The organism is Actinoplanes sp. NPDC021490 (assembly GCF_055562135.1).
Window position 1 is genome coordinate 18615 of sequence record NZ_JBVHFW010000005.1, and the last position, 25915, is coordinate 44529.

The window sequence follows — 25915 nt, forward strand, 5'->3', positions numbered from 1 at the left end:
TAGGGCGGAGTTGTTTCTATCCGCTTGACGGCACAGCCGCCCGCCGCTGGGAATCGGTGAGGAAGAGCACTCCGGTCAGATCGGCGCCCCGCAGATCGGCGCCCCGCACGTCGGCTCCGGTGAAGTCGGCCCGGCGCAGGTCGGCGTCGCGCAGGTCGGCTCCGATCAGCAGCGCACCGCGGAAGCTGGCGCCGCGCAGGTCGGCGCCGCGCATCCGGCGGCCGATCAGGTTGGCGCCGCGGTGGTCCGGACGGCCCTTGATGCCGGCCCGGGCGAGTTCGCTGGCCCGCAGCAGCAGCGGATTGACCCGGCGGCGGTGGGCGTCGAGGTCGAGAGCCTTCAGTTCCACCGGCGAGCCGGCGGCCAGGTGGTCGGTCCGGGCGAGAGCGTCACGCAGTTTCGGGTGTACGCGGCGGGCCTCGTCCAGCTTCAGCGCCTCGGTGACGTACCACATCAGCTCGTGCAGCTGCCGCATGATCGGTAGCACGGCCAGCATGCCGGGCTGCGCTTTCCAGTCGGCGCCGCCGAACGTCTCCTGGGTGATCCGCTGCCCCGCGCCGAAGCAGTCGAACACCACGCAGCCGTGGAAGCCGCTCGGGTCGAGCCGCTCGTGGATGGTGCAGCGGAAGTCGTCGCCCAGGTTGCGGCAGGGCGTGCCGGCCGGCTTGTCGATGGCGAAGTCGGACGATTTCGCGAACGCGGGCCCGACGCAGCACAGGGCGGCGCAGCGCGAGCAGTCGGCGTGGAGTTCCCGTTCAGGCATTTCCCCCACTGTCTCAAACCCCGTGTCGCGACCTGAGCGGGGTGCCCGATTCGGAGCGCAGGAGGCAGCGGAAGACGCATGGGTACCGCTGAGCCGGCGCACTCAGCAAACGCCCGGATAGCAACCTTCAAACGTTCATGGGGCCCACTCGCGGTGTCGATCCATCAAGTGTCCGAGTACAGACCACGGGGGGAACAACCAGATGCGTAACATGATCCAGCTTTTCGGTGGCGTCGCTGCGGCCGGCCTTGTCGCTGCTGGTGCGACGGCCTTCACCGGCAGCGGCCTGACCAGCACGGTCACCGCGCCGAACAGCTTCATCGGCGGTTCCACCACGGTGTCCGTGGCTGGAGCAACGGTCGACTCGGTCACCTACGGCTACTCGGACGGCGCCGTGAAGCAGCAGCTCCACTCGATCGGGTTGCACTTGACCGACGTCAACTCCGCCGGCGCGGCGGTCACTCTGGTCACGACCGGCACAGGGGCCGCAACCCCCACGTGGTCGTGCACCGCGGTCTCAGCCCAGGCGTCCACCTGCACCACGACCGGCGCCGACTATGACCTCAGCACTGGTTCCATCACCAACTACACCATCCGGGTCGTCTGACCTGGCGATCGGCCGGACACGGAGCGAATCTACGGCTTCCATGAGGGGATGAGCCTCGGGACGTCGTCATAGCCCGCCCGCTTTCGGCGAAGCGTTTTGCGATGGCCGTCATCCTCGTGGTGGCGGCCATCGGTGCGTGGGCGATCGGCACCGGCCGGGTTGGCTACGTCGTGACCCACGGCATCAGCATGAAGCCGCTCTACTCGGCCGGTGATCTCGCGATCATCGTCACGGCCGATTCCTATGAAAAGGGGCAGATCGCCGCATACCATAGTGCCGGTCGAGGTTCCGAAGTGCTGCATCGCATCGTCGGCGGCAGCGGGGCGACCGGTTACGTCTTCAAGGGGGACAACAACCCGGAAATCGACCTGCAGACACCGACCGCCGACGAGCTGATCGGCCGGGCCGTCCTGCACGTCCCGAAGGGCGGGGTGTGGCTGCGCCCGCTGCTCAGTCCGTCGGGACTGGGAATGCTCAGCTTCCTCCTGATCGGTGGGGGCGTCGCAGCCGAGCGGAACCGCCGCGAGATCCCTCGAGGGCGCCGGAAGAAGAGGGTGAAGGCGATGTCGCGCCAAGGGGGATCGCTCGCAAGCGCCGCGGCGGTGGCCCAGGCGATCAACCGCCTGCCGCCCCTGCTGCGCACCTTGGCCGCGGCGGTCGCGGCCCTGACCGGCCTCGCCATCGCTTTCGGCATTCTGGGCTGGATGGCGCCCCTCACGGAGACCCATCGGCCCGCCTCCGCACCTGGGCAGTCGATCGCCTTCTCCTATTCGGCCAAGGTGCCGAAGTCTCCCGCATACGACGGCACCACCGTCCGGTCTCCCGATCCGGTGTTCCGCAAGCTCACCAACGATGTCGACCTCCACGCGCTCTATGAGGGCCCGTCCGGGACTCTCGGCCTGACCGCCGAGCTGACCAACGGCACCGGATGGCGTACGACGCTGCCCCTGCTCGACGCCAAGCCCTTCACCGGCGATCGGCACGACGCGGCGGTCAAGCTCGACCTCGACGCGCTGACGGCGCGGGCCGACGCCGCGGCCGAGGCCATCGGGGTGGGCGCCGGCAACCCGGTCGGCATCGCGATCACCGCACGGGTCACCGCGGCCGGCCTGCCGCCATTCGAGGCCCGGGCGCAACTGCAGATGAACTCTCTGCAAATGACAGTGACGAACGGCACTCCGTTAAAATCGGACTCCACGGACAATGCGGCCGTAGCCATGACGACGCCGCGGCAGATCGCCATTTTCGGTCATCCAGTAATGAATGCCTCCGCCGCCCGGTCCTGGGCAATCCTTATTTTGATCATCGCAATCGGAGGCGCGGTCGCAATCGCCTTCCTGGCCCGCCGGGGCACCGCCGTGCGGGACCGAATGCAGATCGAGCGGCGCTATCCCCAGCTTCTTGTGCACGTCGAGCCGATGAACAGTCCGCCCGGCAAGCCGGTGGTCAACGTCGACAACTTCCCCGCCCTGGTCAAACTGGCCGAAAGATATGGCCAGATGATTCTCACCTGGCACCGTCCGGAGGCCGACGATTTCGTCGTACGTGACGAGGGAATCACTTACCGCTACCGGGTGCCACTCGACGAACCGGAACTGGAAAACGTCGAACGCATAAATCGCCCGAACAGCGCAGGAAGTCATCGAAGGAAGACATCTTCACCAGTGACCTGATGGTTGCCGGTAATTGTCCTACCGGGCCATACAAGAGGGCCCACTCTGCACTACGCTGCTGCAAATGATCTCCAGGCTCGTGACCAAGGCCGCCGTGATCGGGATTGCGGCGACGTTCGCCCTTGCCGCCCCTGCCTCGGCCGCCGCAACACCCACGCTCTCCGGCCCCGCAGAGGTGAAGGGCTACAGCCAGTTCGAAATGACTGGCACCGCCGACCCGGGTTCGACCGTCCAGCTCTACGAGACGGCGATCGGCTGGAACGACATGCAGCCCGCCGTCAACTATGACGCGGGCGGTGGCCCCGTCACCGCCGTGGCCAACGATGCCGGTCGCTTCACGATCAACCGCTGGCTCGACTCGGGCTTCTACTTCGAGGTGCGTCAGGGCGCCGTGGCGTCCAACCGCATCACGGTCAAGAGCCGGGTCGCCGTGACCTTCTGGGTCAGCTCGAACGCCGTCGGCAAACTGGTCGCCCAGGGCAACGCCCTCCCGGCGCAGCCCGGCCTGCCGGTGCGCATCGAGAAGCAGAACGCGGCCGGCGCGTGGACCGCGGTGGCCAACACGACGACGGCCGGCGACACGGCCACGTTCAGCCACACCTTCACCGGTCTGGCCCGCGGCGAGCACACCTACCGCGCGTACGTCGGTCCCGACACCGAGCAGGGCGTCCTCGCCGACTACTCGGAGCCGCACTCGACCTGGGTCGACGGCACCACGCCGACGACGCCGCCGACCACCACGCCGCCCACGTCGGGCCCGGCCGTCGGCGCGATCCAGTTCACCCGGATCCAGTACGACTCCCCCGGCACCGACTCGGGCAGCAACGGCAGCCTGAACACCGAGTGGGTCAAGCTGACCAACAAGACCAGCGCCGCGATCAACCTGAACGGCTGGACCGTCCGGGACGCGCAGAACATCATCTACAAGTTCCCGAGCGTCAGCCTGGGCGCCGGCTCGTCGGTCTTCGTGCAGAGCGGCAAGGGCACCAACACGGCGACCAACCGCTTCTGGGGCCGCGCCGGCAAGAGCGGCTACATCTGGAACAACACCGGCGACACCGCGTACCTGCGCACCGCCGCCAACAAGACGATCGACTCCTGCAAGTGGACGACCCTCGCCCCGGGTTACTCCAACTGCTGATCTCGAGCTGAACGAAAGGCCCGGTTCCCGCGCGGAACCGGGCCTTTCTCAGTTCACCCCGGCCGCGTCGAGCAGAGTCTGGGCCATCCGTACGCCCTCGCCGCCGAGCTCACCGTCGTGCATCACGGCCCACGCGCTGGCGCCGTCGAAGGTCATGGTGAGTTGCCGGGCCAGCCGCTCGGGCTCGGCCGCCCCGCCGACCGTAGCCTCGTGGCGAAAGAACTCGGTGAGGCCGTCCTTGTAGCGCCGGGCCACCGCCCGGGCCGGATGATCGGGCGCCTTGATCTCGATCGACGTGGCCACGAACGGGCAGCCGTGGAAGCCGGACCGGGTCGCCACCTCGTCGAGCACCCGGAAGACGTGCAGGATCCGCTCGCGCGGGCCGCCTTCGGCGTCGTCGCCGGGCAGCAGGCTCGCGTTGAAGCCGGGGCCGATGCGGTCGAGGCTGGCCGCCACCACCTCGTCCTTGCTCCCGAACAGCTGATACATCGAGCGCTTGGAGACCCCGGCCGCCTTGGTCAGCGCCTCGACGCCCACGCTGAGGCCCTCGCGGTAGAACAGGTCGGCCGCCGCGTCGAGCAGGCGGTCACGAGTATCGGTCACGCCGACCAGACTACCCGGTCTGGAAACTGATCGGTTTCGTGCGTCACAACGCCTTGCCCGCCGGAAACCGATCGGTTTACGGTCGTAGAAACCGATCAGTTTCCCGTACGAGGAAAGGCAGCACCATGACTGCGATCAAGGACTCGGTCGTCCTCGTCACCGGCGGCAGCCGCGGCATCGGCAAGGCGCTGGTCGACGACCTGTTCCAACGCGGAGCGGCCAAGGTGTACGCCACCGCCCGTGACCCCCGCACGGTCACCCACCCGGGCGCCGTCCCGCTCCGGCTCGAGGTCACCGACGAGGCCTCGATCGCCGCGGCGGCCGAGCAGGCCTCCGACGTGACGATCCTGATCAACAACGCGGGTGCGGCGGCCGGCGCGTCGTACCTCGACTCGCCGATCCACGACGTACGGCGGGATCTGGAGACCAACTTCTACGGCCCGCTGCTCGTGACCCGGGCCTTCGTGCCGGTGATCGAGCGCAACGGCGGCGGCCACATCCTCAACGTGCACTCCGCGCTCTCGTGGCTGGCCGACGGCAGCCCGTACAGCGCCTCCAAGGCGGCCCTGTGGTCGCAGACCAACTCGCTGCGGCTGCAGCTGCGTCCGCGCGGCATCCAGGTGACCGGCCTGCACGTCGCGTACGTCGACACCGACATGACCGCGGCGATCGACGCCCCGAAGTCGAACGCCGCCGACGTGGCTGCGGCCGCCCTGGACGGGATCGAGACCGGCGCGTACGAGGTCCTGGCCGACGACGTCACCCGCAACGTCAAGTCGGCCCTCGCCGGCGACCTCACGCTGCTGTATCCCCAGCTTGTGAGCTGACCGCGATTTTGTCGGGGGGCGTTGCTAGGGTCTCGCCCGTGACGATCAGTTCGAAGATCAGCACGTTCGCGGGCCTGCCGATCGTGGCCTGGGACGCGGACGAGACCCCCGACGATCCCGCCGCCGTGGCCTGGCGCCTCGAGCTGGAGGAATTCGACGCCTCCGAGGAGGAGTTCGAGAGCGCCCTCGACGCCCTGCTGAAACGCACCGGCGACGGCGGTCCCGTCGCGCTGGTGGTCGGCGAGTGGGGCGAGGCCTACGAGCGCAGCTTCCCGGCCGATCTGCTGCTGCGCAACGCGCCGCGGCTGAGCCGGCTGCGTTCGCTGTTCGCCGCCGAGCTGACCTTCGAGCAGTGCGAGATCTCCTGGATCAAGCAGGCCGACCTCAACCCGCTGCTCGAGGCGTTCCCGCGGCTCGAGCGGCTCTGGGTGCGCGGCACCGACGGTCTCGAGTTCAAGCCGGTCCGCCACGAGGGCCTGCGCGAGCTGGCCTTCGAGTCGGGCGGGCTGCCGGCCGCGATCGTCCGGGCGGTCGGCGCGTCCGACTTTCCCGGCCTGACCCATCTCGAGCTCTGGCTCGGCGTCGACAACTACGGTGGCGACGCCCGCGCCGACGACCTGGCCCCGATCCTCTCCGGCCGGGCGCTGCCCGCGCTCACCTCGCTCGCCCTGCGAAACGCCGAGATCGCCGACGAGGTGGCCGCCGCCCTGGCCGCCGCGCCGGTGGTGGCCCGGCTCAGCGCGCTCGACCTGTCGTTGGGCGCGCTGTCCGACACGGGCGGCGAGGCGTTGCTGGCCGGTCAGCCGCTCACCCATCTGACGTCGCTCGACCTCCACCACCACTTCCTCAGCGAAGAGCTGGCGCAGCGCCTGGTCGAGGAGCTGCCGGGCGTCCGGGTCGACGTCTCCGACCGGCAGCGGGAAGAGGAGTGGGGCCGATACACCGCGGTGTCCGAATAATGCGGCTCGCGGTCGTGGGCAACCCGGCCAACCGCCGGGTCACCCTCTTCACCGAGGCCGTGACCCGGGCCGGGCTGCCCGCGCCCGCGGTCTATCCATGGCACGACGTGCTCACCGGCGGCCCGGTGCCGGGCTCCGGCGAGACCGTGCGCATCGACTCGCCCGGCGAAGACTCCGAAGTGGACCGGCTGCTGCGGGGGGCCACTCTGGCCTCCACGACGGGTGAGATCACCGGGGGCGCCGCCGCCTACTCCGGTCTTGCTCTCGCTCTCGAACGCGTGGCCTCCGGCGGCGGCCGGCTGCTCAATCCGGTCGGCGACATCCTGACGATGAACGACAAGCGGCGCTGTCACGCGCGGCTGGTCGAGGCGGGCCTGCCGGTGCCACCGGCGCTGCCGCCGGTCGAGAGCTTTGCCGAGCTGCGAGCGGCCATGACGGCGTACGGGTGGGGAAGGGTCTTCGTGAAGCCCGCCCACGGATCGTCGGCCTCGGGGGTGCTCGCGCTCGCCGCCTCCGGCCCCCGCGTCATGGCCACGACCTCGGTCGAGATCGGCCCGGACGGGCGGCTCTACAACAACCTGCGCGTCCGGCGTTACGACGACGTGGCCACCATCGCCGGCATCGTCGACCGGCTCGCGCCCGACGGGCTGCACGTCGAACGCTGGTTCCCCAAGGCTGGGCTGGGCGATCGGGTGCTCGACCTGCGCGTCGTCGTGATCGCGGGCGAAGTCTCACACATCGTGGCCCGCACGAGCCGCACCCCGCTGACCAACCTGCATCTCGGCAACGCCCGGGGCGAGGTGGCCGCCGTCCGGGCCGCGGCCGGCCTCCAGGCCTGGGACGGAGCCATGCGCACCTGCGTCGAGGTCGCGCGCTGCTTCCCGCGCAGCCTGCACGTCGGCGTCGACCTGATGTTCCGGTCGGGCTGGCGCTCGCACGCGGTGGCCGAGGTCAACGCGTTCGGCGACCTGCTCAACGGCCACGACACGTACGGGTCCGAGATCGCCGCCCTGGTCGACGGGCGCTACGAGAAGTGGGCCGGCGCATGCGTGAGCTGATCGGCCACCACGACCTGTTGTTCGTCACGCTCGACACGCTGCGCTACGACGTGGCGGTCCGGGAACTCGAGGCCGGCCGCACGCCGACGCTGGCCCGGCACCTGCCCGGCGGCCGCTGGGAAAAACGGCACACCCCGGCCACCTTCACGTACGCGGCGCACCACGCGTTCTTCGCCGGGTTCCTGCCCACGCCGGTCACGCCCGGCCGGCACGAGCGGCTGTTCGCGGCCCGGTTCGGCGGCAGCGAGACCAGCGGCTCCTCGACCTATGTCTTCGACGCGCCCGACCTGCCGACCGGGCTCGCGGCAGCGGGCTATCACACCGTCTGCCTGGGCGGAGTCGGCTTCTTCAACCCGGCGGCGCCGCTGGGCCGGGTGCTGCCCGGCCTGTTCGCCGAGGCCCACTGGGAACGCGGCTTCGGTGTCACCGCGCCCGACGGTCTCGGCGCGCAGATCGCCCGCCTGGCCACGATCGTCGACGCGCTGCCGCCCGGGAAGCCGCTGTTCACCTTCGTCAACGTGGCCGCGCTGCACCAGCCCAACAAGCATTACCTGCCCGGCGCGACCGACGACAGTCTGGCCAGTCACGCCGCCGCGCTGGCCTATGTGGACGGCCGGATCGGCGCGCTCTTCGATCTGGTGTCCAGCCGCGGCCGCCCCTGCCAGGTGATCATCTGCTCGGATCACGGAACGCTCTACGGCGAGGACGGCCACATCGGGCATCGCGTCGCCCACGAGGCGGTCTGGACAGTGCCGTACGGAAACTTCGTGCTGGATCCGCGCCGATGAAGCTCGACGAATCCCCCTATCAGGGCTATCTCTACGCCTACCCCCACAAGACCGCCTATCGCCGGCTGGAACCGCGCCGACCGCTGACCGAGGTCTGGGCGCCGGAACGGCAAGACGCGCTTTTCGGGTACGTGCACCTGCCGTTCTGCGAGATGCGGTGCGGCTTCTGCAACCTGTTCACCCGCGCCAACCCGCCCGCCGAACAGGTGACGGCCTATCTGGCCCAGCTGCGCCGCCAAGCGGTGGCGGTCCGCGAATCGCTGGCCGCCGACGCGTCGTTCGCCCAGCTCGCGATCGGCGGCGGCACCCCGACCTATCTGACCGCGCCCGAACTGGAAGAGCTGTTCGAGATCGTCGGGCTGACGTTCGGCTCCGGCCGCCTGCCCCTGTCGGTCGAGACCTCCCCGGCCACCGCGACCGCCGACCGGCTCGCGGTGCTGTCCGCGCACGGCACCACCCGGGTCAGCATGGGCATCCAGAGCTTCCTCGACACCGAGGCGCACGCCGCGGGCCGCCCGCAACGGCTGCCCGAGGTGCTGGCCGCGCTCGAGATCATCCGTGCGGCCGAGATCCCGGTGCTCAATCTCGACCTGATCTACGGCATCGACGGGCAGACCGCCGCGACCTGGCAGCATTCGCTGGACGAGGCGTTGAAGTGGCAGCCCGAGGAGCTTTATCTCTACCCGCTCTATGTGCGGCCGCTGACCGGGCTGGGCCGACGGGCGAACGGCCGGGCGGGCTGGGATCAGCAACGGCAGGAGCTGTATCGGCAGGCGGTCGAGGTGCTTACCGCGGCCGGTTACGAGCAGCGGTCGATGCGGCAGTTCCGCCGAGCGAGCGCACCGGTGATCGACGGCCCCGACTACTGCTGCCAGGACGACGGGATGGTCGGGCTGGGCTGCGGCGCCCGGTCGTACACGACATCGCTGCACTACTCGTTCGACTATGCGGTCGGCGTCTCCGAGGTGCGGGCCGTGATCGACGACTATCTCGCAAGACCTCCGGGCGATTTCTCGTACGCGGAAATCGGCTTCGACCTCGATCAGAAGGAGCAGCGCCGGCGGTGGCTGCTCAAGTCGCTCCTGCGCAGCGACGGCGTCGACGCGGCGGCCTATCACTCCCGGTTCGGCCGCTCCCATGTGGACGACTTCCCGCAGCTCGGCGAGCTGGTCGAGCGGGGATGGCTCGATGCCGGCCGGTGCGCGCTGACCCCGGACGGGCTCGCTCAGTCGGACGCGCTCGGGCCGTGGCTGGTGTCCGGCCCGGTCCGCGAGGCGATGGGGGCGTACGTGCCGCGATGAACGATCTCTACGTCCTCTATCGGGGTCCGCTGGCCAGCTGCAACTACGACTGCCCGTACTGCCCGTTCGCCAAGCGCGTCGACCCGCCTGCTCTGCTGCGCGCCGACAAGGCCGACCTGCTGCGGTTCGCCTCCTGGGTCGAGCGGACCGACGACCGGCGGCTGTCGGTCCTGTTCACGCCGTGGGGCGAGGGTCTGACCCGCAGCTGGTACCGCGAGACGATCGTGCGCCTGTCCCACCTGCCGCACGTCGCCCGGGTGGCGATCCAGACCAACCTGGCCGCCCGGGTCGACTGGCTGGCCTCGGCCGACCGTCGGGTGGCGGCGTTGTGGGCCACCTACCACCCGGGCCAGGTCACCCTCGACCGCTTCCTGGACCGCTGCCGACGTCTCGACTCGCTAGGCGTGCGCTATTCGGTCGGGGTCGTCGGACTGCCCGATCACTACTCCGCGGCTGCCACTCTGCGCTTCTCGTTGCCGCCATCGGTCTACATGTGGATCAACGCAGCCGAGGGCCACGTCTACACGACCGACGAGGAGCGGCGGTGGACAGCGCTGGACCCGCTGTTCGGCGACAGCGTGCGGCCGCACCCCTCACTGGGCCGGCCGTGCCACGCGGGCGAGACGGCGATCTCGGTGCTGGGCGACGGCACCGTACGCCGTTGCCACTTCATCCCCACACCGCTCGGCAACCTGTACGACGGCTCCTGGGAGTCCGCCCTGCGTCCGCGCCCGTGCACCAATTCCATATGCGACTGCCACATCGGGTATGTCCATTTGAAGCCCCTGGGGTTGCGCGACGTCTACGCCGACGGCTTGCTGGAGCGGATACCGGTCGCCTTCCCCGCACCCACCTCTTAGCGCCGCTCGCCAGCCCTCCTCGTTGCGTCCTCTCGGCCGCCCTTTGCTTGCCCGCCTTCCTTCCCGCTGTCTCGCCTTGGCCGCCCGCCTTCCCCGCCACCCCGCCTCGGCCGCCCGCCTCGCCTTGGCCGCCTGTCTTCCCGCCGCCTCGCCTTGGCCGCCCGCCTTGCCTTGGCCGCCCACCTTCCCCGCCGCCCTGCCTCGGCCGCCCGCCTCGCCTTGGCCGCTCGCCTTCCCGCCGCCTCGCCTTGGGCGCTCGCCTTCCGCCGGTCTTGGCCGCCCGCTTTGGCCTGTCCTGGCGGCCTTCTCGGCCGCCTTTGGCCCGCGGAATTGTCGTACCCCGGCGGTACGGTTTCGCCGAGTCGCTGACCTCCGGGAGGGCTGATGTATCGGCAAGGAGACGTGTTGATCGTGCCGGTGGCGAGGGAGGATGTGCCCTCCTGTTCGGCGGTGCCGCGCGACCGCCAGGGCCGCATGGTGCTGGCCCGTGGCGAGGCGACCGGCCACGCCCACGTGATCGGCGGCCCCGGCCTGCAGTTGCTGGCCGACATCGACGACCCCTCCAGCATGTTCGTCGACATCCCGTCCTACGGCCGGGTCACCCACGAGGAGCACGGCCCGATCTCCCTGCCCGCCGGCCACTATCGCGTCGTCCGCCAGCGCGAATACGTGCCCGGTTCGTTCCGCCCGGTGGCCGACTGACATGACCCTGACCCCCGCCCAGCAGGCCATGGCCGCCGCCATCGAAGACCAGTGGCTGGCCGCCGCCCTCGAAACGTCCCCCGCCGACCGCCCAGCCGCCGAGTCCGGCGTCCGCGAGGCCTACCGCTCGGCCGGCCTCCCCGAGCCGCAACAAATCTTCTGGCTGGGTTCCCCACGGGCCGGAGCCATCGCCGCCGCCCTCCTCGCACCCCATCCCGCCGACACGTCCGCCCCTGTCTCAGCAGACGTGCGCGCTGCGCTCTTGACCCAGGGCTGGACCCCAGGCGAAAGCATGGGCCCCTCAGTCCGCCGCCGGCTCCGCACCGAGCCCTGGGCCACCACCCGCAAACGCGCCGCCACCCTGCTGGGCCCCGAGGCCTGGGCACAGCTGACCGCCGCCGCAGGCCGCCGCTCCTGGCCCCTGATCATGGACAGCGTGGCCGGCCGCCTACGCCTGCGCCTGACCGAAGACCTGACCGCCGAGGCCCCCACAGCCCGCCCCCACCTGCTGGACGCCATCTACGGCCAGCACGACGGCGTATGGCTGTCCACTTTCGAGGCCGCCGACCGCCTGCATCCCCACGCCACCCTCATGAGCGACCTGACCGGCCTGGCCACCGTCGCCCACCATTGCGGTTGGTGGTGGGCCGGCACCCGCTACGCCATCCTGACCGAACGCCCCACGTCCCTGACCCGAGACAACGTGGGCCGCCTGCACCGAGGCGAGGCCCCAGCCCTCCAATACCCTGACGGCTACGCCTTGTGGGCCTGGCGCGGAATGCCCATCCACACCGACCTGGCCGCAACCCTCCCCCACTTGACCGCAGCCCAAATAAGCGCCCAACCCAACGCCGAACTACGCCGAGTAATGCTCGAACACTTCGGCTACGACCGCTACCTACGCGAGGCCGGCGCACAATCCCTGCACCAGGACGAGACCGGCACCCTATGGCACCTCCCCCTACCAGGCGACGAGCCCTTGGTAATGGTCGAGGTCCAAAACGCAACCCCCGAGCCAGACGGCACCACCCGCACCTATTGGCTGCGCGTCCCCCCAACAACACGCACAGCCCGAGAGGGCGTCGCCTGGACCTTCAACCTGACCCCAGACAACTACCACCCCCTAGTCCAGACCTAACCCAACCCCCACCACCCGAACTCACCGTCAACCACCCACAAGCCGGCAAGGAGACCCGCCCCCGCCTCTACTGCTGACTGGAGCCCACCAGAGCAGACGGCGCCGAGCACAACACGCCCGCCTCCAGGCAAACCCACACACAAGAGCCAACCCCCGACAGCCTCACCACCACAGCATGGGCGGCACGGATCCGGGCGGTCGTCGGGTCGACGACGCCGGGCGGGCTGGCGGGCTGGCGGGCTGGCGGGCTGGCGGGCTGGCGGGCTGGCGGGCTGGCGGGCTGGCGGGCTGGCGGGCTGGCGGGCTGGCGGGCTGGCGGCACAGTGGTCCATTCGTCCGCGGCACGATCGTCCGGCGATTCGGCGATTCGGCGATTCGGCGGCTTGGCGCTCCAGCGGTCCGGCGGCATGGCGTTCCAGCAGCCCGGTGGCTTGGCAGCCCGGCGGCACGGCAGCACGGCAGCACGGCAGCACGGCAGCTTGGTGGTCCAGGAGCCCGGCAGCCCAACGGCTTGGTGTTCCAGCAGCCGGCGGCACGGTGGTCCGGCGGTCCAGCGGCTTGGTGTTCCAGCAGCCAGCGGCATGGCAGCCCGGCGGCCCAGCAGCCCAGCCCGGCGGCTTGGTGGCTCGGGTGGCTTGGCGGCCCGGCTGCCCGGCGGCTTGGCGGTTCAGCAGCGCGGCGGCTCGGCTGCCCGGTAGCTCGGCGGTCCAGCAGCCCCGCAGCTTGGCGGCCCGGCGATCCGGCAGCCCGTTGATCCGGCGGCCCCGCCAGCCCGGTGCTCCGGCGGCTTGGTGGTTTGGCGGTCCAGCGGCCCGGCTGCCCGGGAGCTCGACGGCCAGCAGCCCGGGAGCTTGCGGCCCGCCAGCTTGGCGGCGATCCGGCAGCCCGTTGGTCCGGCGGCATGGCGGTCCGGCGGCGGCTTGGCGGCCCGTTGGTCCGCTCAAGTCGCTCCGACGCAACCGCGAGCCGTTCCCTTCACCAATGGATCCGGCGGCGGCCAACAAGCCAATCTCCGCTGTCCTGCCGTGGCGGCCTGGCCAGAACTGAAAAGCTCCTCACCACCCGACCTGCGGCCCGGCCGAACACCACCCGGCTTACGACGGCCCTATCCACGCACACCGTGGACTGCGCTTCGACGGCAACCACACGCCCGCTCGTCATCAGCGAGTTCGCGATTGGAGCGCGCGTCGATACGGGCAAACAGAAAGGCCCTCCGCCCCCTTGGGGGCGAAGAGCCTCAAACTGCACCACGTAGTAGCGGGGACAGGATTTGAACCTGCGACCTCTGGGTTATGAGCCCAGCGAGCTACCGAGCTGCTCCACCCCGCGTCGTAAGAACAACCCTACCCTGCCCAGTCCCAGCCCGTCGAACCACCCCCCACACCACCCCCCACCAGCCAAAACGCAGAAGCTCGGCAACAGCAGAGCCGCCGCCGAGGGAGGCCGGCGACTGAATCAACCGCTCTGGCGACACCCTGTCGCCAACAAGAGAAGCCGCCAACGGTAGAAGCGACCGAGGCGACCGGGCCAGAAGCAAGGAGTATCAACAACGACAGAACACCAAACGGCGACGCCGCCGGAAAGCGCCTTCCACAGCAGAGGCGCAATGCGCCAGCGGAGGCAACTCAAAGCAGGAGCACTGAACCGAACGAAGGCTCGACGCCATCCCTAAGCGAGACCAGAGATTGCTCAATGCGACGAAGTCGCCAACCCCCACCGCGACGAAGTCGCAGGACCCTGCGCAACGGACGCACCCCCGCCACCGCCGGAACGTGGGGTCTGGGGGCTCGGCCCCCAGGAAAAAGCGAAGAGGCCCCGGTCCGCGCTTTCCGCGGACAAGGGCCCCTCGACTCGTAGCGGGGACAGGATTTGAACCTGCGACCTCTGGGTTATGAGCCCAGCGAGCTACCGAGCTGCTCCACCCCGCGTCGGCTCGTTAACACTAGCGCAACCCTGACGTTGGCTGCAAAACGGGCCCCGGTGACCCGCGACACGGCAGGTCACCGGGGGTTCCTAAGTCAGCCGCTCGGGGTTGGTGTGGGTGCTGCGGCCGAGCCCGAAGGGGTCGGCGTGGCGCTGCCGGCGGCGTTGCGGGCGTTTTCGAAGTTGGTCATCGCGGTGTCCAAGGCCTTGAGCGCTTCGCCGTAGCGGACGAAGTCGCCGGACTGCTGGGCGGTTCGGACGTTGGCGATGGCCTGGTCGAGTGCGGTGGCCGCGGCGGCCAGTTCGCCGGTGAGCGTTTCCGGCGGGGGTGGGTTGTTGTTGCCCGTACCGCCGTTGTTGTTGTTGCCGCTGTTGTTGTTACCGGTGTTGTTGTTGCCGGTCTGCGCCTGTTTACCCTGCTGCACGAGCTGGTCGAGGCCCTGTTTGAGGCTGTCGGCCAGCACGACGTACGTTCCGCCGTCGCCGTAGGACATCAGGATCTTCTGCAGTTGCGGGGCCGCGTTCTCCTGGTTGCCGGGCTTCACGTAGACCGGCTCCACATAGAGCACGCCGCCTTCGACCGGCAGGGTGAGCAGGTTGCCGTAAAGCACTTGCGACTGCGAGTTGTTGGACAGCAGGGTGATCTGTTGTCGAACGTTCGCGTTGGCCGTCATCTTCTGATGCACCTGGACCGGGCCCGATGTGACCGTCTGGTCGGGTAGCTCGAGCACCTGGATCACGGGTTTGTTGTCGACGTACGAGCCCGAGATCAGGGCGGCCAGGTTTTCGCGGTTGGCCGGCGTGACGCTGGAGGTCAGCTGGAACCTGGTCTGGTTCTGTTCGGGCAACTGCACGTTGAGGTAGTACGGCGGCTGCTTCTGGTTGTTCGACGGCGAGTCGGGCGCGTTGGGCACCTGCCAGAAGTCCTGCTGCGAGAAGAACGCCTGCGGGTCGGTCACGTGGAACCGGGTGAGCAGATTGCGCTGCACCTTGAACAGGTCCTGCGGATAGCGGAAGTGCGCCGCCAACGAGGCCGGGGTCTCCGCCTTCGGGATGATCAGGTCACCGCCGAACGCCTTGTTCCAGGCCTTGAGCACCGGGTCACCCTCGTCGAACTCGTAGAGCTTGACCGTGCCGTCATACGCGTCGACGGTCGCCTTCACCGAGTTGCGCATGTAGTTGACGTCGTCGCGGGCCAGCGCGAACTGGCCCTGGCCGGTGAGCTCGTCCTGCGTCTCGGTGGCCAGGTTGATCTTCTGCGAGTAGGGGTAGCTCGCCGACGTGGTGTAGCCATCGAGGATCCACACGATCCGGCCGTCGACGGCGGCCGGGTACGGGTCACCGTCGATCGTCAGGAACGGCGCGACCTTGGCCACCCGCTCCCGCGGCTCACGGATGTACATCAGCTTGGAGTCGGCGTTGACCGTGTCGGAGAGCAGGAAGTTGCTTTCGGTGTTCTTGATCGCGAAGACCAGCCGCCGGAAGAACGAGCCGATCGAGACGCCGCCCTCACCGGTGTAGGTGTAGAGCTCCTCGGCGTTGTTGTTGTCCTCCTGCGGACGGTCGAACTCGACCCGGCGGTTCTCGTCCTCCTGGCCGACGATCGCGTATTCGGTGGACTGCTCGCCGTAGTAGACACGGGGCTGGTCGACCTTGATCTCCTCGGTCTCCGAGGAGCAGTTGCCCGAGCGGTCGTCGCCGAGGAAGCCTGAAACGAAGTAGGGAAGGCCGCCACAGAACTGGTTGGCCGGAGCCGCCACCAGGCCGTAACCATGGGTGTAGACGGTGTGCCGGTTGAGCCAGTTGCGCTGCTGGGTGGTCAGTTTGTCGTCGTTGATCTCACGCACGCCGACCACGTAGTCGGCGGTCTTGTTGTCGATCGCGTACCGGTCGACGTCGAGCTTCGCCCCGAAATCGTAGAAACCGCGGGACTGCTGCGACTGGGTGAACGCCTGCGATACCAGCTGCGGGTCGATCAGGCGGGCGTTCTGGGCGCTGGTGTCGGCGGCCAGGCCGCTGGGCGGGATCACGGTGTTCGCTCGATAGGGCGAGACCTCGGAGTTCTCCAACCCGAAGGCGTGTCTCGTCGCGTCGATCGAGCGCTTGATGTAGGGCGCTTCCTTCTCACTCAGGCTGGGCTTGACCGAGAAGTTCTGCACGGCGAGCGGGTAGATGCCGCCGATGGCCACCGCCGAGATCGCCAGCAGGGCCAGCGAGACGCCGGGCCATACCAGATTTCGCATGCCCGCGTTGGAGAACACGATGATTGCGATTGCCACGACGATCGAGATGTACGCGAGTATCTCCTTGGCCGGCATCAACGCGTTGACGTCGGTGTAGCCCGCACCGTACAGACCCGGGGAAACGTGCTGCTCGAGCAGCAGTGCCCGGCGGTCGAGCACGTACGCCACGGCCTTGAGAAGCACGAACAGCGCGACCAGCGAGGTCAGGTGGGCCCGCGCGCCGGTGGTCATGCGGTCGCCGACGCCCTGCAGGCGTACGCCGCCGAAAATGTAGTGCATGGCGAGCGAACCGAGGACCGAGAGCACGACGGCGGTGAAGGCGACGCCGAGCACGTAGCGCAGCATCGGGTAGTCGAAGACGTACCACCCGACGTCTACTTTGTGCTCCGGGTCCTGGATGCCGAAGCTTCCGCCGTTGCGGAACAGCATCCAGTCCTTCCACCGGCCCTGCGCCGAGAGTCCGGCGAAGAAGCCGATGATCACCGTGAGGACGGCGATCCAGGTGCCCAGGCGCGGCGCGATGATCATGCGATAGCGCTCGAGCGTCGCCTGCTCGGCCGAGTGCGGTCGCAGCAGCGGTCGCAGCCGATAGGCCAGATAGAGGTTGCCGGCGATGATCAGCGCGACCGCGAGACCAATGACCAGAAACAGTAGGAGGCGGGTGAGGAGAACACCGGAGAAGACGTTGACGAAGTCGACCTCGTTGAACCAGAGGTAATCGGTGTACGCGTCGATGCCCCACCCGAGCAGCGTGAAAAGAAGAAAGACCCCCACCAGGACGCCGACGGTGACGCGACCGCGCCGGCTCATCCTCGGCAGAGGGCTGTTACGCATAACCAACGGAGGCTCCACATTTCAGTTGGGCCGGTGTCTCACAGTACGACATCTGTCACGCGGCCGAGCAGGGCTTGGGGGTGCCGCCACCGGTGAAGGTCTTGAGCGCGGTGAGGGCGTCGTCCACGGTGGCCACCTCGGCCATCGGCAGCCCGTCGACGGAGTTCCGCAGTGCTTCGGCGCAATTTCCCTTGGGCACGAGGAAAAGCTGGGCGCCCGCTTTCTTGGCGCCGACGAGTTTCTGCGGGATGCCGCCGATCGGGCCTACATTGCCGTCGTTGTCGATAGTTCCCGTACCAGCAATGATCTTTCCGCCGGTGAGGTCCTCCGGCTCCAGTTTGTCCATGATCCCGAGCGTGAACATCAGGCCCGCGCTCGGACCGCCGATCTTGTCGAGGTCGATCTCGACCTTGAACGGGGCGTTCTGTTTGGGGGCGATCTCGATGCCCAGCCGAGGCGTGTTGTCGTCGGCCGAGGCCTTGGTGGTGATCTTCGCCGTCGAGGCCTGGCCGGCCCGGGTGTACGAGACGGTGAGCGCGCTTCCGGCCGGCTTGGCCCGGACCAGCTCGGTCAGTTTGGCCGGGCCGTCGACCTTGGTGCCGTCGACCGCGGTGATCACGTCGTCGACCCGCAGGATCCCCTCCGCGGCGCCGCCGCCGGTCACCTTCTTGACGGCCGCCTGCACCGGATAGCCGAGCTTGGTCAGCGCCACCGTGACCGCGCTGTTCTGCGACTCGGTCCACTCCTCGGCGTTCTGCTGTTCGACCTGCTTCTCCGTACGATCGGGCGGGTAGATCAGCTCACGCGGGACGACCGCGTCGGACGAGCTGAACCAGCTGCTGATCGCCCACACCAGCTCCACCTGCGACTGCACGTTCACCGTGGTCAGCCGCAACTGGCCGGCCGATGTCGTGGTCTTGGCCTCCGTCACCTGGATCACCTCGGTGCCGTTGTCCGAACCGAGCGTGTTCACCGTCGGGCCGGGCTTCAGCACGACATAGGGCAGGGGTGCGGCCATCACACCGACTGCCAGCAGGGCGGTGATCAGGGCGCCGAGGATTACAGTGACACCACGACGTCTCATGCGCGTGAGACTATCGCCCCTCCCTGAGTTCTCTCTGAGCTGACACCGCCATCGGTCCGGAGCGGCCATTTCGCGCGTACGGTTGAGCACGTGCCTGATATCCCGTTCGGCTTCTCCCTGCCGGGCGCCCAGCCGCCCGACCCCTCCGACCCGCAGCAGATGCAGCAGTTCATGGCGCAGTTGCAGCAGATGTTCGCCGGCCCGGGCAGTGGTCCGGTCAACTGGGACCTCGCCCGCCAGGTCGCGCAGAGTCAGCTGTCCGCCGCCGGTGATCCCGCCGTGAACATGTTCGAGCGCCACCAGGTCGAGGAGTCGCTGCGGCTCGCCGATCTGTGGCTCGACCCGGCCTCCGCGCTGCCCAGTGGCATCCGCCTGGCCGCCGCGTGGAACCGCAACGAGTGGATCTACAACACGCTCGAGGTTTGGAAGAAACTGTGCGACCCCATCGCGGGCCGCATGGTCGGCGCCATGGGCGACCTCGTGCCCGACGAGGCGAAGGCCCAGCTCGGCCCGATGCAGTCGATGGTGGCGACCCTGGGCGGGGCGCTCTTCGGCGGGCAGCTCGGCCAGGCTCTGGGTCAGCTCGCGGCCGAGGTGCTCTCGGCCGGCGACATCGGCCTGCCACTCGGTCCCAACGGCACCGCCGCGCTCGTCCCGGCCAACATCAAGGCGTACGGGGACGGCTTGGAGATTCCGGAAGACCAGGTCCGGCTGTACGTTGCCCTGCGCGAGGCGGCCCACCAGCGGCTCTTCGGGCACGTGCCGTGGTTGCGCGCGCACGTGCTGAGCGCCGTGGAGACGTACGCGAACGGCATCACCGTGAATCGTGAGGCCATCGAGGAAGCGATGAGCCGCGTCGACCCGGCCGACCCGGAATCGATGCAGGCCATGGCGCTCGAGGGCATCTTCACGCCGGAGGACACGCCGCAGCAGAAGCAGAGCCTGGCCCGCCTCGAGACGGCGCTGGCACTGATCGAGGGCTGGGTCGGTCACGTGGTCGACAGCGCGGCCGGCGACCGGCTGCCGTCGGTGGTGCAGCTGGGCGAGGCGTTCCGGCGCCGGCGCGCGGCGGGCGGCCCGGCCGAGCAGACGTTCGCCGCGCTGGTCGGTCTTGAGCTGCGTCCCCGTCGCCTGCGTGAGGCGGGCGCGCTGTGGGCCGCGGTCCTCGAGCAGCGCGGCGTCCAGGGCCGGGATGCGCTGTGGGGTCACCCCGACCTGCTGCCGACCGACGAAGACTTCGCCAACCCGCAGGCGTTCGCCCAGAGCAGCCTCGACTGGGACATCAGCGAGCTGGACGACCTCGAGAAGAACGAGGGCGACCAGGGCCGGGGCGACGAGGGCGACGACAAGAAAGAGTGACTCGCCGACTTGTAGCGGCACTGCTGGTGCCGGTGACATGGAGCCCGCCCGGCGTCGATCTGGACGCCTGGCGGGCCGCCCTGGCCGAGGACGTCGTCGACCTGCTGGCCCGGCTGGCCCAGGCCGAGGCGGCCATCGCGGCCACGAGTGACGATCTCGAGCTGGCGCGGGAGATCGCCTGGCCCGGCATGCGTCTGTACGAGGTGCCGACGGCAACCTTTCTGCCGGTGCTGACGGCCGCGGCGGCCGACGGGTTCGACCAGGCCGCCGTGATCGCCGCCGACGCCCCCGACATGCCCGGAATGATCCTGGGGAAGCTGCTGCGCCCGCTCGAGAACAAGGCGGTCGCGGTGGCCGCGGGTGGTCCCGGTAACGGGCTCATGGGCCTGGCCACGAGCCTGCCCGCGCCGCCCTGGCTGGTCGATCACGACTTCGACACGGCGACCGCTCAGTCGCTGCGGCGGCACGCGCCCAGCCCGGGCGACGTCTCCTCCACGCCCGAGTGGCGCCGGCTGCGTGGCCCGGCCGAGCTGGCCAGCCTCGACCCCGCGCTGGAAGGCTGGGACAACACGAGGGCGCTGCTGGGCGGCTGAGCCTCAGTCGTCCGCGAGGACGAGTCCGGTGGCCGCTGAGATGCCTTCGAGGTATCCGCGGGCCCGCTCGGCCTTGCCGAAGCGGTTGACCAGTTCCCAGAACGTCGCGTTGTGGCTGGGCACGACCAGGTGGGACAGCTCGTGCAGCAGCACGTAGTCGATCACCCAGTCGGGCATCTCCTGGATGCGGTGGGAGATGCGGATCGTGCCGTCGTCCGGGGTGCAGGAGCCCCAGCGGCCGTTCTGGTTGGTCACCCAGCGCACGCTGGCCGGCCGGACGCGGTCGGCGTGGTCGGACAGGTAGCGGCTCGTCAGGCGCCGGGCCCGGGTCAGCAGCTCATCATCGGTGCGCTGGATGCGTTCCTCGCGCGCGGCCAGACGGGCCAGCATCCGCTCGACCCACTCGGTCTCCTCGGCGCGGGAGAACCGGTCGGGGATGAGCACGACCACGCGCTCCCCGTCGCGGTACGCGGACACTGTGCGCCGACGGCGCTGGCTGCGCCGCACTTCCACGACAGGCTTGCGCGTCCGGGCCATTACCGGCTCGCGCGGCCCAGATTCGGGTTCACGTTGAGACGCTAATCCGTGAGACCCATGTCACCGCAAGAGTACGCCCGATGACACCCGCCGGATATGTGTACTTCGTCCAGGTAATACCGAAAAAATTTTCCTTCGCCGCAACATCGAGGGCGGTTCGCCAACATAGCTCATGCCGAGATGTCGGCTCCATCGGCGCCCAACGTCCATTTCTGCCCGTTTGATGGCACAACACGGCGTGTTGCGGCACAACATCCCAAAAAGGGCGATTCGGACCGGCACACTCAGCGTCGTCGGCGAGACCGCCGACGCCGCGCTGACATGGAACAGGCCTGACCTGGGTAGTGACCGCCCCGACGGGTGGCCACATCCGCGTGGTCGGAGCGGTCCAGCGCCGAACACAGGTCGCGGCCTGCCGAAGCGAGCAGGCATCGGGACCGACCCGGCCGACAACATGAACGAGGAGGAACCGTGGCCGACAACACGTACAACGGCTACTGCGTGAAGTGCAAGGAAAAGCGTGACTTCCAGGGCACCGTCGAAGTCTCGAAGACGGGCATGAACATGGCCAAGGGCAAGTGCCCGGTGTGCGGGACGACTGTGAACCGCATCCTGGGCAAGGCCAAGGTCTGACCCGGACGGCCTCGCAGGCTTCGCCCCACTAGGCCATCGTCAAGTCTGCGACAAGGCCGTTCACCCACCCGGGGAGGGCAGTTCGCCCTCCCCGGTGCTCTACCTACCCCGGGCGCAACCAGTTCCGTCCACCCACGTTGAGTGAGGTTATGGACGAGTCCCACAGCCTGTGGATAACTCCCCCAAGCCTGTGGACAACGCGCGTCGGGGGTCTCCCGCGCCTGTGGATAACTTATTCGCTCCGCATCCGGGCAGTGACATCCTGTGACGCGTGAACCGTCCTACGCTCATCCCCGGACTCCCCCGCGTCTGGCGTAACCGCTTCGAGCTTCAGCTGGGCTCCGATCCGGCCCGCGCCGTGGTGCTGCGCCTGCCTGACCCGCGCGCGGCCCGGGTCCTCGACCTGCTCGACGGCAGCCGCCCCGAGCGGGTGGTGCTGCTCGAAGCCGTTGCCGACGGTGTTCCACCCGACGAGGCCAGGGCCGTGCTCGACGCGCTGGACGCCGCGGGCCTGACCGTTCCGGCGGCGGCGCTTCTCCCTCCCGTACGTTTTGCCGAGCGCCTGACCGGCGAGGCCGCGGTGCTCGCCCTGCGCGGTGACGGTTCACCCACCCCCGCCACACGGCTGCGTCGCCGGGGTGCGGCCCGGGTGGTGGTCAGCGGCCAGGGCCGGCTGGGCGCCCCGATCGCCGTGGCGCTGGCCGAGGCCGGCGTCGGTCACCTCCACTGCGACCTGCCCGGCCTGGTGCATCGGGGTGAGCTGGCGGCGGGCCCGCTGCGGGCGTCCGACATCGGCAGGCCGCGCAACGAGGCGGTCGAGCGGGCCATCGCCCGCACCGTCGAGGGCGTCGAGACCGGTGGCGTACGCGGTCAGCCCGCCACGCTGGTCGTCCAGCTCGACTCGGACAGTCCGATCACTGTGGTCGCGGCCGCCCACGCGAGCCGCCACCAGCCCCACCTGGCCGTGACGATCCGCGACGGTGCCCCCGTGATCGGTCCCCTGGTTCCCGCCGCCGGCGCACCCTGCCTGGGCTGCCTCGACCTGCACCGCCGTGACCGCGACTCCGCCTGGCCGGGCCCACCACCGCACACGATGCCCGAACCCTGCACGGTGGCCACCCTGCTGGCCGCGACCGCGGTGGCCGTGGAGGAGGCGCTGACCTTCATCGACGGCGGCAACCCGGAGACCCTGGGCGCCTCGATCGAGCTGACCACCCCGTCGCGCCAGCGCCGTCGCACGTGGCCACCCCATCCCGACTGCGACTGCGCCCGCCGTCCGCCCCGCCGCCTCTGAGGCAGGCCCGAAGTGTGGGGTTTCTGAGGAGGTTGTTGATGGACTTTCCGGGCGTAGCGGTGGCAACCGGGTGGAGGCGGGCGCTTCTCCGCCCGAGAGTCGGTCACAATGATCTGGTGAGCGACATACCGCGGCGTGCGGCGGCCCGCACGGCCAAGCTGGCGGCGCTGCCCCTGGGGTTCGCCGGCCGCACCGCCCTCGGTTTCGGCAAGCGGGCCGTCGGCATCGCCTCCGACGTGATCTCGGAGGACATCCAGCGGCGCACCGCCGAGCAGCTGTTCAGCGTCCTGGGGCAGCTCAAGGGCGGCGCCATGAAGTTCGGGCAGGCGCTGAGCGTCTTCGAGGCCGCCATGCCCGAAGAGATGGCCGGCCCCTATCGCCAGGCGCTGACCAAGCTGCAGGAGGCCGCGCCGCCGATGCCGGTGGCCAGCCTGCACAAGGCGCTGGCCGAGCAGCTCGGCGAGAACTGGCGCGACTTGTTCGCCGAGTTCGACGACAGCCCGGCCGCCGCGGCCAGCATCGGACAGGTGCACCGGGCCGTCTGGAAGCTGCCCCCGGCCCGCAAGAACGCCAAGCCCAAGACCATCGCCGTCGCGGTCAAGGTGCAATACCCAGGGGCCGGTGACGCGCTGCTGGCCGACCTCAAGCAGCTGTCCCGCCTGGCCCACATGTTCAAGATCATTCAGCCCGGCATGGACATCAAGCCGCTGCTGGCCGAGCTCAAGGACCGCATCACCGAGGAACTCGACTACGCGATGGAGGCGGAGACTCAGAAGACCTTCGCCGACGCGTACGCCAACGATCCGGAGATCTTCGTGCCGCGGGTCATCGCGTCGGCGCCGCGGGTGCTGGTCACCGAGTGGGTCGACGGCACGCCGCTGGCCAAGGTGATCAGCGACGGCACCGTCGAGGAACGCGACCTGGCCGGCCGCCTGATGGCGACGCTGCACTTCTCCGCGCCCGCCCGGGCCGGCCTGCTGCACGCCGACCCGCACCCGGGCAACTTCCGGATGCTGCCCGACGGCCGCCTCGGCGTGATCGACTTCGGCGCGGTGGCCCGGCTGCCCGGCGGCCACCCCGAGCCGATCGGCCGCCTGGTGCGCCTGGCCCTCGACGGCAACTCGCAGGCCGTGGCCGACGGGCTGCGCGAGGAGGGCTTCATCAAGCCCGACGACGAGATCGACGCGCAGGCCGTGCTCGACTTCCTGCGCCCGATGATCGAGCCGGTCGCGGTCGACGAGTTCCGCTTCACCCGGGCCTGGCTGCGCGGCGAGGCCACCCGGCTGAGCAGCCCGCGCTCCCCGGCGTTCCAACTGAGCCGCAAGCTCAACCTGCCACCGTCGTACCTGTTGATCCACCGGGTGACCCTGGGCTCGATCGGCGTGCTCTGCCAGCTCGAGGCCGAGGCGCCGTACCGGGCGATTCTGCAGAAATGGCTGCCGGGGTTCGCGCCGGTCCTCTAGGCGGTCATGATTCGATGGGCGGCATGGACGCCACTGCCCACATCGATGATCTGGCTGCTTTCGTCTCGGCCTCGCCGAGCTCCTATCACGCGGCCGCCGAGGTGGCCCGCAGGCTGGGCGAGGCCGGCTACGAGACGCTCGACGAAACGGCCGATTGGACCGATGCCGTACGCCCGGGAGCCCGCCTGCTGATCGTGCGCGACGGCTCGGTCATCGCGCTCGCGCTGCCTCAGGCGGCCGGCCGCGGCACCCCGTTCCGGATCCTGGGCGCGCACACCGACTCGCCCGGGTTCAAGCTCAAGCCGAAGCCGTCGACGGTCAGTTTCGGCTGGTGGCAGGCGGGTGTCGAGGTGTACGGCGGCCCGGTTGTCCCGTCCTGGTTCGACCGCGAGCTCGAGTTCGCGGGCCGGGTCGTGCACCGCGACGGCACCGCCCACCTGGTCCGCACCGGCCCGTTCGCGCGCATCCCGCACCTGGCGATCCACCTCGACCGCGCCGTCAACGATTCGTTCGCCCCCGACAAGCAGCGCGAGCTGCAACCGATCTGGGGAACCGGCGGTTCCGAGGGCGCCGACATCATCGGCCACCTGGCCGGTCTGGCCGGGATCCCCGACGCCGACCTGGCCGGCTACGACATCATCACCGTCGACTCGGCGGCCCCGGCCCGCTTCGGCGCCGGCGGGAAACTGTTCGCCTCGGCCCGCCTCGACAACCTGTCCTCGGTGCACGCCGGCGTGACCGCGCTGCTCGCGGCCGAGCCAACCGGCGCGATCGCCGTGCTGGCCGCCTTCGACCACGAGGAGATCGGATCGGAGAGCCGGTCCGGGGCGGCCGGGCCGTTCCTGGCCGACGTGCTCGAACGGGTCACGGCCGGGCTCGGCGGCGACCGCTCCGACCTGGCCCGGGCCATCGCCGGCTCGTGGTGCCTGTCGTCCGACGCCGGGCACGCCGTGCACCCGAACCGGCCCGAGCGCCACGACCCGGTCAACCGCCCGGTCGCCGGGGCCGGCCCGCTGCTGAAGATCAACGCGAATCAGCGCTACATGACCGACGGACTGGGCGCGGCGCTGTGGAGCCGCACGTGCGCGGCGGCCGGGGTGCCGTACCAGGAATTCGTCTCCAACAACTCGGTGCCGTGCGGCTCGACGATCGGCCCGATCACCGCGGCCCGAATCGGCATCCCCACGCTCGACGTGGGCGTCCCGTTGCTGTCGATGCACTCGGCCCGCGAGATGTGCCACGTCGACGACCCGGCCTACCTCAGCAGCGCGATCCGGGTCTTCCTGTCCGCGCAACCCTGAGGCCCCGCCAACTCCGCGCAGCCCTGTCGACTCCGCGCAGCCCTGTCGACTCCGCGCAGCCCGAGCCAACTTCCGCGCAGCCCGCGCCGACCAGCGAGAGGCCCGTCCGCGTTTGACGCGGGCGGGCCTCTCGGTTTGTCTATCCGTCTTCAATTAGTCGCGTTCGCGGGATCAGAATCGCCGACCGCCGAGTTCGCGGGTGGCGGCGTGACGCGCTTCCAGGGCGACCTG

Annotated in this window: 22 protein-coding genes and 2 tRNA genes; 17 read left to right on the plus strand and 7 right to left on the minus strand. The window is 69.6% G+C overall.

Features of this window, described 5'->3' with window-relative positions:
- Positions 1-16: 16 nt before the first annotated feature.
- The gene (locus tag ACZ3I4_RS14850) at positions 17-763 is read right to left on the minus strand and encodes a pentapeptide repeat-containing protein (RefSeq protein ID WP_465382459.1); all 747 of its coding nucleotides are present in this window, start codon (positions 761-763) and stop codon (positions 17-19) included.
- A gap of 211 nt (positions 764-974) precedes the next feature.
- On the opposite strand from ACZ3I4_RS14850, the gene ACZ3I4_RS14855 reads away from it, so the two are divergent.
- The 3 genes from ACZ3I4_RS14855 to ACZ3I4_RS14865 all read left to right on the plus strand — a co-directional run bounded on the left by ACZ3I4_RS14855 (position 975) and on the right by ACZ3I4_RS14865 (position 4184).
- Positions 975-1370, plus strand: coding sequence for a hypothetical protein (locus ACZ3I4_RS14855; RefSeq protein ID WP_465382460.1), 396 nt, complete (start codon positions 975-977; stop codon positions 1368-1370).
- A 101-nt stretch (positions 1371-1471) separates the two neighbouring features.
- On the plus strand, positions 1472-3043 hold the full coding sequence (locus ACZ3I4_RS14860) for a DUF5305 family protein (RefSeq protein ID WP_465382461.1): 1572 nt from the start codon (positions 1472-1474) through the stop codon (positions 3041-3043).
- Between the two features lie 64 nt (positions 3044-3107).
- On the plus strand, positions 3108-4184 hold the full coding sequence (locus tag ACZ3I4_RS14865; protein WP_465382462.1) for a lamin tail domain-containing protein: 1077 nt from the start codon (positions 3108-3110) through the stop codon (positions 4182-4184).
- A 48-nt stretch (positions 4185-4232) separates the two neighbouring features.
- On the opposite strand, the gene ACZ3I4_RS14870 is transcribed toward ACZ3I4_RS14865, so the two are convergent.
- Positions 4233-4787, minus strand: coding sequence for a TetR/AcrR family transcriptional regulator (locus ACZ3I4_RS14870; protein ID WP_465382463.1), 555 nt, complete (start codon positions 4785-4787; stop codon positions 4233-4235).
- Between the two features lie 125 nt (positions 4788-4912).
- Between ACZ3I4_RS14870 and ACZ3I4_RS14875 the strand changes: the two genes are divergently transcribed.
- The 8 genes from ACZ3I4_RS14875 to ACZ3I4_RS14910 all read left to right on the plus strand — a co-directional run bounded on the left by ACZ3I4_RS14875 (position 4913) and on the right by ACZ3I4_RS14910 (position 12420).
- On the plus strand, positions 4913-5614 hold the full coding sequence (locus ACZ3I4_RS14875) for an SDR family oxidoreductase (protein WP_465382464.1): 702 nt from the start codon (positions 4913-4915) through the stop codon (positions 5612-5614).
- Between the two features lie 38 nt (positions 5615-5652).
- Positions 5653-6573: an STM4015 family protein gene (locus ACZ3I4_RS14880; RefSeq protein ID WP_465382465.1), complete on the plus strand. Its 921-nt coding sequence runs from the start codon at positions 5653-5655 to the stop codon at positions 6571-6573.
- Entirely contained in the window at positions 6573-7631 is a 1059-nt protein-coding gene (locus tag ACZ3I4_RS14885) for an STM4014 family protein (protein ID WP_465382466.1), read from the plus strand. Before ACZ3I4_RS14880 ends, ACZ3I4_RS14885 begins: the two co-directional genes overlap by 1 nt.
- A complete protein-coding gene (locus ACZ3I4_RS14890) occupies positions 7619-8419 on the plus strand; it encodes an STM4013/SEN3800 family hydrolase (protein ID WP_465382467.1) in 801 nt (266 codons plus the stop codon). Before ACZ3I4_RS14885 ends, ACZ3I4_RS14890 begins: the two co-directional genes overlap by 13 nt.
- Positions 8416-9720 carry an STM4012 family radical SAM protein gene (locus tag ACZ3I4_RS14895; protein WP_465382468.1) on the plus strand — a complete coding sequence of 435 codons (1305 nt, stop codon included), beginning with the start codon at positions 8416-8418 and terminating at the stop codon, positions 9718-9720. Before ACZ3I4_RS14890 ends, ACZ3I4_RS14895 begins: the two co-directional genes overlap by 4 nt.
- Positions 9717-10580, plus strand: coding sequence for an STM4011 family radical SAM protein (locus tag ACZ3I4_RS14900; protein ID WP_465382469.1), 864 nt, complete (start codon positions 9717-9719; stop codon positions 10578-10580). The genes ACZ3I4_RS14895 and ACZ3I4_RS14900 overlap by 4 nt, the downstream gene beginning before the upstream one ends.
- 384 nt (positions 10581-10964) lie before the next feature.
- The gene (locus ACZ3I4_RS14905) at positions 10965-11282 is read left to right on the plus strand and encodes a hypothetical protein (protein WP_465382470.1); all 318 of its coding nucleotides are present in this window, start codon (positions 10965-10967) and stop codon (positions 11280-11282) included.
- Between the two features lies 1 nt (position 11283).
- Positions 11284-12420 carry a DUF6745 domain-containing protein gene (locus ACZ3I4_RS14910; RefSeq protein WP_465382471.1) on the plus strand — a complete coding sequence of 379 codons (1137 nt, stop codon included), beginning with the start codon at positions 11284-11286 and terminating at the stop codon, positions 12418-12420.
- A 1255-nt stretch (positions 12421-13675) separates the two neighbouring features.
- Here the strand turns inward: ACZ3I4_RS14910 and ACZ3I4_RS14915 are convergent.
- The 4 genes from ACZ3I4_RS14915 to ACZ3I4_RS14930 form a co-directional block, all read right to left on the minus strand.
- A tRNA-Met gene (locus ACZ3I4_RS14915) sits at positions 13676-13749 on the minus strand.
- A 525-nt stretch (positions 13750-14274) separates the two neighbouring features.
- Positions 14275-14348: transfer RNA gene (locus ACZ3I4_RS14920), tRNA-Met, on the minus strand.
- Positions 14349-14438: 90 nt separating this feature from the next.
- Positions 14439-17396 (minus strand): UPF0182 family membrane protein, encoded by a 2958-nt coding sequence (locus ACZ3I4_RS14925; protein ID WP_465382472.1) that lies wholly within the window; start codon positions 17394-17396, stop codon positions 14439-14441.
- 79 nt (positions 17397-17475) lie between these two features.
- Positions 17476-18504 (minus strand): YlbL family protein, encoded by a 1029-nt coding sequence (locus ACZ3I4_RS14930; RefSeq protein WP_465382473.1) that lies wholly within the window; start codon positions 18502-18504, stop codon positions 17476-17478.
- Between the two features lie 90 nt (positions 18505-18594).
- On the opposite strand from ACZ3I4_RS14930, the gene ACZ3I4_RS14935 reads away from it, so the two are divergent.
- A complete protein-coding gene (locus ACZ3I4_RS14935; RefSeq protein ID WP_465382474.1) occupies positions 18595-19863 on the plus strand; it encodes a zinc-dependent metalloprotease in 1269 nt (422 codons plus the stop codon).
- The gene (locus ACZ3I4_RS14940) at positions 19860-20456 is read left to right on the plus strand and encodes a hypothetical protein (RefSeq protein WP_465382475.1); all 597 of its coding nucleotides are present in this window, start codon (positions 19860-19862) and stop codon (positions 20454-20456) included. The genes ACZ3I4_RS14935 and ACZ3I4_RS14940 overlap by 4 nt, the downstream gene beginning before the upstream one ends.
- Before the next feature lie 3 nt (positions 20457-20459).
- Here ACZ3I4_RS14940 and ACZ3I4_RS14945 read toward each other — a convergent pair whose 3' ends face one another.
- Positions 20460-20993, minus strand: a complete 534-nt coding sequence (locus ACZ3I4_RS14945; RefSeq protein WP_465382476.1) for a M48 metallopeptidase family protein — start codon at positions 20991-20993, stop codon at positions 20460-20462.
- A gap of 471 nt (positions 20994-21464) precedes the next feature.
- Between ACZ3I4_RS14945 and ACZ3I4_RS14950 the strand changes: the two genes are divergently transcribed.
- From ACZ3I4_RS14950 to ACZ3I4_RS14965, 4 genes are all read left to right on the plus strand, one after another.
- The gene (locus tag ACZ3I4_RS14950) at positions 21465-21626 is read left to right on the plus strand and encodes a DUF5679 domain-containing protein (RefSeq protein WP_164842208.1); all 162 of its coding nucleotides are present in this window, start codon (positions 21465-21467) and stop codon (positions 21624-21626) included.
- A 271-nt stretch (positions 21627-21897) separates the two neighbouring features.
- On the plus strand, positions 21898-22920 hold the full coding sequence (locus ACZ3I4_RS14955) for a ThiF family adenylyltransferase (protein ID WP_465382477.1): 1023 nt from the start codon (positions 21898-21900) through the stop codon (positions 22918-22920).
- 116 nt (positions 22921-23036) lie between these two features.
- Positions 23037-24383 (plus strand): ABC1 kinase family protein, encoded by a 1347-nt coding sequence (locus ACZ3I4_RS14960; RefSeq protein ID WP_465382478.1) that lies wholly within the window; start codon positions 23037-23039, stop codon positions 24381-24383.
- A gap of 23 nt (positions 24384-24406) precedes the next feature.
- Positions 24407-25684, plus strand: coding sequence for a M18 family aminopeptidase (locus ACZ3I4_RS14965; protein WP_465382479.1), 1278 nt, complete (start codon positions 24407-24409; stop codon positions 25682-25684).
- The last annotated feature ends 231 nt before the right edge of the window (positions 25685-25915 follow it).

What these genes read in the sequence shown, in the direction of transcription:
- ACZ3I4_RS14890 (WP_465382467.1), top strand. Translation starts at nt 7,619, where the DNA reads ATGCGTGAGCTGATCGGCCACCACGACCTGTTGTTCGTCACGCTCGAC.
- ACZ3I4_RS14860 (WP_465382461.1), top strand. Translation starts at nt 1,472, where the DNA reads ATGGCCGTCATCCTCGTGGTGGCGGCCATCGGTGCGTGGGCGATCGGC.
- ACZ3I4_RS14875 (WP_465382464.1), top strand. Translation starts at nt 4,913, where the DNA reads ATGACTGCGATCAAGGACTCGGTCGTCCTCGTCACCGGCGGCAGCCGC.
- ACZ3I4_RS14945 (WP_465382476.1), bottom strand. Translation starts at nt 20,993, where the DNA reads ATGGCCCGGACGCGCAAGCCTGTCGTGGAAGTGCGGCGCAGCCAGCGC.
- ACZ3I4_RS14925 (WP_465382472.1), bottom strand. Translation starts at nt 17,396, where the DNA reads ATGAGCCGGCGCGGTCGCGTCACCGTCGGCGTCCTGGTGGGGGTCTTT.
- ACZ3I4_RS14905 (WP_465382470.1), top strand. Translation starts at nt 10,965, where the DNA reads ATGTATCGGCAAGGAGACGTGTTGATCGTGCCGGTGGCGAGGGAGGAT.
- ACZ3I4_RS14895 (WP_465382468.1), top strand. Translation starts at nt 8,416, where the DNA reads ATGAAGCTCGACGAATCCCCCTATCAGGGCTATCTCTACGCCTACCCC.
- ACZ3I4_RS14850 (WP_465382459.1), bottom strand. Translation starts at nt 763, where the DNA reads ATGCCTGAACGGGAACTCCACGCCGACTGCTCGCGCTGCGCCGCCCTG.
- ACZ3I4_RS14965 (WP_465382479.1), top strand. Translation starts at nt 24,407, where the DNA reads ATGGACGCCACTGCCCACATCGATGATCTGGCTGCTTTCGTCTCGGCC.
- ACZ3I4_RS14910 (WP_465382471.1), top strand. Translation starts at nt 11,284, where the DNA reads ATGACCCTGACCCCCGCCCAGCAGGCCATGGCCGCCGCCATCGAAGAC.
- ACZ3I4_RS14865 (WP_465382462.1), top strand. Translation starts at nt 3,108, where the DNA reads ATGATCTCCAGGCTCGTGACCAAGGCCGCCGTGATCGGGATTGCGGCG.
- ACZ3I4_RS14885 (WP_465382466.1), top strand. Translation starts at nt 6,573, where the DNA reads ATGCGGCTCGCGGTCGTGGGCAACCCGGCCAACCGCCGGGTCACCCTC.
- ACZ3I4_RS14930 (WP_465382473.1), bottom strand. Translation starts at nt 18,504, where the DNA reads ATGAGACGTCGTGGTGTCACTGTAATCCTCGGCGCCCTGATCACCGCC.
- ACZ3I4_RS14900 (WP_465382469.1), top strand. Translation starts at nt 9,717, where the DNA reads ATGAACGATCTCTACGTCCTCTATCGGGGTCCGCTGGCCAGCTGCAAC.
- ACZ3I4_RS14855 (WP_465382460.1), top strand. Translation starts at nt 975, where the DNA reads ATGATCCAGCTTTTCGGTGGCGTCGCTGCGGCCGGCCTTGTCGCTGCT.